The organism is Streptomyces sp. NRRL S-350 (assembly GCF_000719705.1).
Taxonomy (GTDB): Bacteria; Actinomycetota; Actinomycetes; order Streptomycetales; family Streptomycetaceae; genus Kitasatospora.
On sequence record NZ_JOHO01000050.1, the window covers coordinates 47,942 to 55,428 of the forward strand.

General features: G+C 71.3%; 7 protein-coding genes. All 7 read right to left on the bottom strand.

The window, feature by feature from the left end:
* Nucleotides 1–15: 15 nt before the first annotated feature.
* Nucleotides 16–363 carry an L-rhamnose mutarotase gene (locus IF30_RS0130965; RefSeq protein WP_030244626.1) on the bottom strand — a complete coding sequence of 116 codons (348 nt, stop codon included), beginning with the start codon at nt 361–363 and terminating at the stop codon, nt 16–18.
* Entirely contained in the window at nt 360–2,351 is a 1,992-nt protein-coding gene (locus IF30_RS0130970) for a hypothetical protein (RefSeq protein WP_030244628.1), read from the bottom strand. Before IF30_RS0130970 ends, IF30_RS0130965 begins: the two co-directional genes overlap by 4 nt.
* A gap of 34 nt (nt 2,352–2,385) precedes the next feature.
* A complete protein-coding gene (locus tag IF30_RS0130975; RefSeq protein WP_234322909.1) occupies nt 2,386–3,294 on the bottom strand; it encodes a carbohydrate ABC transporter permease in 909 nt (302 codons plus the stop codon).
* Between the two features lie 61 nt (nt 3,295–3,355).
* Complete coding sequence (locus tag IF30_RS0130980; protein WP_030244632.1) at nt 3,356–4,267, bottom strand: carbohydrate ABC transporter permease; 912 nt, start codon at nt 4,265–4,267, stop codon at nt 3,356–3,358.
* Nucleotides 4,264–5,625 (bottom strand): ABC transporter substrate-binding protein, encoded by a 1,362-nt coding sequence (locus IF30_RS0130985; protein WP_030244634.1) that lies wholly within the window; start codon nt 5,623–5,625, stop codon nt 4,264–4,266. Before IF30_RS0130985 ends, IF30_RS0130980 begins: the two co-directional genes overlap by 4 nt.
* 593 nt (nt 5,626–6,218) lie before the next feature.
* The gene (gene grpE, locus IF30_RS44700) at nt 6,219–6,944 is read right to left on the bottom strand and encodes a nucleotide exchange factor GrpE (protein WP_063752855.1); all 726 of its coding nucleotides are present in this window, start codon (nt 6,942–6,944) and stop codon (nt 6,219–6,221) included.
* Nucleotides 6,941–7,487 (bottom strand): Hsp70 family protein (locus IF30_RS0130995; protein ID WP_030244639.1); only part of this gene is annotated, 547 nt, incomplete at its 5' end. The genes grpE and IF30_RS0130995, both read right to left, overlap by 4 nt.

Sequence of the window (7,487 nt, forward strand, 5' to 3'; positions counted from 1 at the left end):
CACCGGACGTTCCGGTCAGTCGGCGGCGTGCTCGCCGGGTTCGCCCAGGTGCCAGATCTCGGCGAGTTCCGTCCACTGGCGGGAGTCGCCGCGGTCGGGCCAGGGCTCCTGACAGGGATCGGTGAGCTTCCACCACTCCTGGGTCACCGGGTCGGCCTCGAGGTCCGCCATGTCGGCGTCGAAGTCCTCGCCGTGGTACTCGAAGTAGGCGAACAGCACGTCGTCGTGGAGGTGGATGCTGTAGTTGCGGATCCGCGCCCGGTGGAGGGCCGCCTCGACTCCGGGCCAGACGGCGGAGTGGAGTGCGAGGTACTCCTCGCGGTGCTCGGGGCGGAGCCTGATGGTCTGGGCGAAGCGCCTCATGCGGATTCCTCCGGCGTCGCGGTGTTCGAGTCGTCGGCGAACGGCGAGCGGTAAGTGGGGGTACGGGTCCGGAGTGCGAGCCGGAGCGTCATCCGGATCCGGGTGGAGGCGGGCAGCAGGACCGTCAGGTACGTGCCGTCGCAGGCCGCCTCCGCCTCGGCGACCACCGGTTCGGTGTGGCCGTAGTCGTACATGTCGCCGATCCAGCCGTCGTCCGTGCAGGTCGTGTACCGGACCGAACGGATGGTGTGCTCGGCGAGGGCGCCCGCCTGGACGATCACCGTCCGGTCTTCCTCGGGCGAGAGGTTGACCAGTTCGACGGTGGTCGCCCCGGGGTCGATGGAGGTGACCAGGGCGGCCACGTCCGGCGGCAGTCCCGCCCGACGGGCCCGGGCGTCGTGGTAGCGCAGCCGGGCCTGCTGGAGACCGCCGTTGTAGAGCACCTGGGGTGCGCCCCAGGTCAGCTGGACCAGGGCCTCGGTGGCGACCGGGTTGCACTGCTGCCACACGTGGATGTCGGCCTCGGCCACCTCCAGGTCGCGGTAGCGGTCGATCCGCCGCAGGCGGTGGCGGACCTGGGCCTGGGCGGCGGCGAGGATCCGCTCGGGGTAGCCGGGGTCGTCGCCGGCGAGGAAGGCGAACCACGCCTTCTCGTGCCCGGACTCCTCCTTGGCCCGGAACGGCCGCACGGTGCGCCAGTCCAGGCCGTCCGCGTCGCGCAGCTTCTCGAGCCGGGCGCGGTCGGTGTCGGAGGCGGTGTGGTGCCACAGCGCCACGGGCACCGCCAGGGTGACCGGGTTGTAGTCGAACCAGCCGGAGTCGTTGCGCCGGATCGGGAGGTGGAGCGCCGGTTGGTCGGCGTCCGAGGCGAGTTCGACCGCCCACTTGGACCGGAGGCTGGAGTCCGCCTCGGTGAAGGGCATCAGCTCGGCCCGCGCGATGAGGGCGTCGAGCGAGGTCCCGACCATGGCGAGGTGGTCGTCCTCCCCGGTGGCCACCGCCGCGGCGAGCGCCGCCACGCAGGCCGCGTGGCCGACGCTGTGCCAACCGTGCGGCCAGGACCAGCCGTAGTGGCCGCCGTACCACCGTCCTTCGAGCAGGCTGCCGACGACGCCGTCCGGGCCGACGTTGTCCGGGATGAGACCGCCGTTCGCCTCGGTGCGCTCCCGCCAGGCGCCGACGTAGTCGACGATCCAGTCGCGGTAGCGCTGGTCGCCGGACAGGATCCAGGCGTTGAGGACCAGTCCGGCCGCCGCGAGGTTGACCGCCGTGTCGCCGACGCCCATCCGCTCGCGCATCTGGGTGCCGAGCCGAGGATCCGCGGCGAGCGGGTACGGGCCGTCCTGCGCCTCGGGGAGCCAGTCGAGCGGGAAGCCGTACGTGGCCGCCTCCTTCGGCAGCCACGGGTAGACCTCGCCGTCGGCCAGCCCCCGCCGGTCCGGATCGCTGCCGTTGTGCGGGCGGGTGATGATGCGGTGCTCGGCGTCGTAGTTCCCGTTGGCCGGGTCGACGTACAGATCGGCGAACCGCAGGGCGCGTTCGGACCAGCGGTCGGGGTCGGCCATGCACAGGAAGTAGAGCAGCAGCAGGCTCTCGCCCTGGTGGAACCAGTCGTAGCCGCGCTCGTACTCGTCGTGGAGCAGGCCCAGTTCGGTGAGGTGCCTGGTCACGCCCTCCCAGTGCTTCCCGCTGGCGGCCAGCAGGTCGTCGGCGCCGCCGAGCAGGTAGAGCTGTGGCCAGTTGAAGAACACCTCGTAGAAGTCGTCGACGCCGTCTCGGGTGGTCAGCCGGCCGGTGTAGTTCAGCCGGCCGTCGGGGCCGGTGAAGTCGCGGGCGAAGCGGCGCCAGCCGTGGTCGAGCAGGTCGAACAGCGCGCGCTGCGCCAGCGCCCAGCCTGGCGGTTCGAGCAGCGGTACCCGGGCCCGGATCTCGAGTGGGGGCGCTGCGGCGTCCTCGCCCGGGGAGGGGTCGGTGGAGCTGGGTGGCATGGGGGGTTCTCCGATCGGGGTGACGGCGGGGGCGTCATTCCTTGGTGGCTCCGGCGAGCATCCCGCTGACCAGGAAGCGCTGGGCGAAGAGGAAGACGACCAGGACCGGGGTGATGGCCACCAGCGTCGCGAGGGCCAGCTGCGGGCGCTCGATCGCGAGCGAGCCGGCGGTCGGGTTGAACTGCGGCACGCTGCTGAGCAGGTTGCCGACGCCCACCTGCACGGGCATCTGGTCGCTCTCGGGGAGCATCACGTAGGGCAGGAAGTAGTTGGTCCAGTTGGCGACGAAGCTGAAGAAGCCCACGAGCGCGATGACCGGTGTCGCCAACGGCAGTGCCACGTGGCGGAAGACGCCGAGTTCGGAGCAGCCGTCCATCCGGGCGGCCGCCAGCAGGTCCTTCGGCACGGCGGTGGTGAAGTAGATGTACGTCAGGTACACGCCGAACGGGTAGAACGAGTACGGCAGGACGATCGACCACATCGTGCCGATCAGGCGCGCCGCGTTGATCTCCAGGAACAGCGGCACCACCAGCGTGGCGCTCGGCATCAGCATGACGACCAGGGTGGAGACCAGCAGGGTCTTCCGGCCGCGGAACTCGGTCATGGCCAGCGCGTATCCCGCGGGCACCGACACGCAGAGCGTGATGACCAGGGAGACGACGGCGTACAGGGCGGAGTTGCCCAGCCAGTCCAGGACCGCACCGTCCTGGAATCCGGTCAGCGCGTGCCAGTTGTCCGCGAGTGCGCCCCAGGAGCCGAAGGAGAGCGGGTGGTCGTGGACCAGCTGCTGGTCGGTCTTGGTCGCCGCGAGGACGAGCCAGAGCACTGGCAGGACGAAGAACACCACGAACACCGTCAGGACCGACCCGGCCAGCAGCCGGTACGGCGTCCGGCTCACCGGTCGACGGGCCCGCCGCGAGGTCCGGTGCGGAGTTCGGCTCATGGCGCTCGGTTCCCGTTCGGTCCGTGGCGTGGCGGCGGTGGCGGGGGCGGGGGCAGGGGTGTCAGTCGGCATCGAAGAACCTCGACCGTGCGACGAAGACGCCGGCGACCGACACGCCGACGACCAGGAGCTCCATCGAGACCGCTGCGGCCCCGTTGATGTTGTTCATCTGGAAGGCGAAGTCGTAGGTCAGCTGGTTGAGCGAGTAGTCGCGGCCGGCCACGCCCACGCTGGCGAGGGAGAGCAGTTGGGGCTCGACGAAGAGCTGGGCGCCGCCGGCGAAGGCCAGGATCACCATGTAGACGATCCACTTGCGGAGCATGGGGATCTGCACGTGCCAGGCGGTCTGCCAGGCGCCCGCGCCGTCGATCCGGGCGGCTTCCAGGACGTCGCCGGGGATGTTGTTGAGCGCGCCGTACATGACGACGATCCAGCCGCCCGCGCCGGTCCAGAACGCGATGACGGTGAACAGCACCGGCAGGTTGCCCGGGGCGATGACCTGGCCGAAGGTGTCGAATCCCAGCACCCCCAGCAGCGAACTGACCGGGCTCACCGTCGGGTCGAGCATGAACAGCCAGACCAGCACCCCGGCGGCGCCCGCCAGCGCCCCGGGGATGTAGTACAGGAAGCGGAGCGCCTGGCTGATCCGCCCGGAGGACACCCGGTGCAGCAGCAGTGCCAGCCCCACCACGAACACGACCAGCGAGACGAGCCAGAACAGCAGGTAGAGCGCCACGTGGCCGAGGGCGTCCACGAACCGGAAGTCCTGTGCCGTGGTGACGAAGTTGGCGAAGCCGGTGAACGTGCCGCCCGCGTCGGTGAAGGCGAAGTAGATCGCGTAGCCGATCGGGAGGACGCCGAAGGCCACCAGCAGGATCGCGTAGCCGGCGACGAAGGCCGGTCCGGCCCAGCTCCGGCGGGCGCCTCGGGGGCGTCGGCCGACGCCGGTCGGGGAGGAGACGGTGGAGGTCACTTCGAGACCTTGTACCCGTACGACTCGGCGTGCTTGACGATCGAGTCCTGCCAGGCGGGCAGCAGGGACTCGATGGTCTGGCCCTGGGTCAGACCGGGCTTGACCGTCGCGGCCCAGATCGCCTCCTGGCTGAACTGGCCGGAGCCCCAGCCCGGCCACACCTGGGAGGACGCGTCCTGGAGGGCGCCGAGGTCACCGGCGAAGTACCCGGAGGCCGCCTGGGCCTTCAGCCAGTTCTCGGCGGCGGGCGCGTACGCGGGGAAGCCGGGGGCCTTCTCGCCCTGGTAGGCGTTGTCGGTGGTGACCCACGTCAGGAAGTCGGTGGCCGCCTTGAGGTGGGTGGAGTGCTGGGACAGCAGCCAGGTGCCGCCGCCGACGTTGCCGGTGGACGGCGCGGTGTCGCCCTGCCACTGGGGGATCGGGGCCACCCCGACCGTCTTGTCCGGGATCTTCAGGGTGTCCCGGAACACCGCGCCGCCGAACCACGCCGGGCCGGGCATGAGCAGGACCTTGTCGGCCTCGTTCTTGGCGAAGTCGGTGCTGAAGACGCCGCTGACGGACAGGGACCTGTTCTTGATCAGCCCGTCCATGAGCTTGGCCATCCTGGTGCAGTTCTCACTGCCGGTGTCCGCGGAGACGGCCTTGGGGCCGGTGATGTGGTTGGCCCCGCACTTGCCCGCCCAGAGGTAGATCTCGGGGGTGAAGGAGTCGCCGGCGTCGCCCACCAGGTAGCCCGGGTGCTCGGCCGCCACCTTCACGCCCAGCTGCTGGTACTCCTCCCAGGTCTTCGGGACGGTGTAGCCGAACTGCTGCATCAGCGGCGCGTTGTACCAGAGCACCGCCTGCGACAGGTCGTTGCGCAGGCAGTAGACGGTGCCGTTGACGGTACAGACGTCGTTGGCGCCCTTCGCGAACTTCCCCAGGGTGTCGGCCGGGACCAGGCCCTTGTCGAGCGGAGCCGCGAAGCCCGCGTCGACCGCCCAGGTCGTCTCGTTGTTCTGGGAGCTGAACACGACGTCCGGCCAGCCCTTGCCGGTCCGGTTGAACAGCTGGACCTTGGTCTGGAGGTAGTTCGAGCCGTTGGCGTCACCGTCGTAGCTGACGATGTCCAACTTCACCTCCGGGTGCAGCGCCTGGTACTGCTTCGCGGCTTCCGTGCGGGTCGCGTCGACCCAGACCGTCAGCGCTCCGTCGGTCTGCGCCGCCTGGGCGAAACCGTCCTTGGTGGTCTTCTGGGCAGACGCGCCGTCACACGCGGACACGGTCACGGCCAAGGTGGCCGCGCAGGCGGCCAGCACGACCGCTCGTCTCCTGCTGGACACTGCCTTCGCGCCGGCCGGCGGCTTGTTGACGGTCATGTGCGACTCCGCTGCAGAGGCCCCGAACAGGGTCGGGACAGGTGGGGGTGGGGCGACGGCTGGCCGTCCCGGTCACGCGTCGGGTGCCGAGGGCGGGTGCTCCGCTGCCGCCCTCGGGGATTAAATTAGCCGCCCTATCGACCACCCAGTCAAGGGTTTCCACGTTCCCATTCGGACCGCTCCCGGACCGATGACCCGCCATTGCAACGGACTTACGCAGAATTCGCCACCCTTTGTCCGGGTCTCCCCCTTCGCAATCCATCGCCATATCTCGCGGAATGAGTATGACTCATTGCTGGTCGGCGCTACGATGAGACGACTCCGCTGCGATCAGTCGAGGTCCGCGAGGTCCGGCAGCCGGCCGCCGCCCGTTCGCGGTGATCTGCCGGGCCATGCCCGACGGCCGCCCCGCGGCTGCCGGGCGGCTGCGAGGCGACTGCGGGGCGACTGCGGCAGCCGCGGTACGCCTCGAGACGAACCGCCAGTCGGCCGGCCTTCGTGCCGAGCCCTCGCCCGGGAGCCGCCAAGCGAGGGCTCACACCCCCGGCGGCCACGGGCCCGGCCCGGCGCCTTCGCGGGCGCGCGACCGCCTCTCAGAGCGCCGTCGGCGGGAGGGGTGCGGGCGGGTCGGTGAGCCGTACCTGGGCGGGACGCAGGAGGTGCTCGCCGACGCGGTATCCGGGGCGGAGCACCTCGGCGCAGAGCGCGCCGGTGGCGCTGGGGGTCGCGGTGGCCGCTTCGTGGAGGCGGGGGTCGAAGGGCCGACCCGCTTCGCCGACGCTGCGCAGGCCCAGGGCGGCGAGGCAGTGTTCGAGGAGTTCGGCGACGGCGCGGAATCCGCCTTCCACTTCGCCGTGGGCCCGGGCCTGGTCGATGGCGTCGAGGACCGGCAGGAGCCCGGACAGGACGTTGGCCACAGCCGCCTCCCGGACGGCGAGTCGGTCTCGCCGCACCCGCTTGCGGTAGTTGTCGTACTCGGCCTTCACGCGCTGCAGGTCCGCCAGGTGCTCCGCCGCCTGCGCCTCGAGCAGCCGCACCCGGTCGCCAGGCCCGTCCTCACCCGCGGCGTCCGGTTCCCGCTGCCCGCGCTCGGACGTCGTCGGGACGCCTTCGCGGCTCGGCGCGGTGCGGTCGGGTCCGGTTCCCGGCAGTGACGGCGCGGGGACGGCCGGGGTGAGTGACGGTGCGGGGACGGCCGGGGTGATCGCGGGTCGGTCGGGATCGCGCGGTCGGAGGGGGACCGGGTCGATGCGCCGCCGGTCCTGGATGGCCAGCGGCGGGCCGGCCTCGCGGTCGCCGGACCGGGGTCGCCGGTTCATCGGGGTGCGCCGCCCCTGGTGTCGTCGTCGACGATCTCCGCGTCCACGACCTCCTCCTCACCGGGGCCGGTGCCGGCGGCCTGGGCGCCGGCGGCCTGGCCGGGCGGGGCCTGGGAGTAGAGGGCGGTGCCGATCTTCTGCGCGACGCTCGCCGCCCGCTCGACGGCGGCGCGCAGGGCAGCGGTGTCCTCGCCCTTCAGCTTCTCCTTCACCTCGGCCAGTGCCGCCTCGACGTCGCTCTTCACATCGGCGGGGATCCGGTCGGGATTCTCGGTGAGGAGCTTCTCCGTGCCGTAGACGAGGTGTTCGGCGCTGTTTCGGGTGTCGGCGGCCTCCTTCCGGCGCCGGTCCTCCTCCGCGTGCGCCTCGGCGTCCCGGACCATCCGCTCGATGTCGTCCTTGGGCAGCGAGGAGCCGCCGGTCACCGTCATCTTCTGCTCCCGCCCGGTGCCGAGGTCCTTCGCGCCGACGTGCATGATGCCGTTGGCGTCGATGTCGAAGGTGACCTCGATCTGCGGCAGGCCGCGCGGCGCCGGCGGCAGG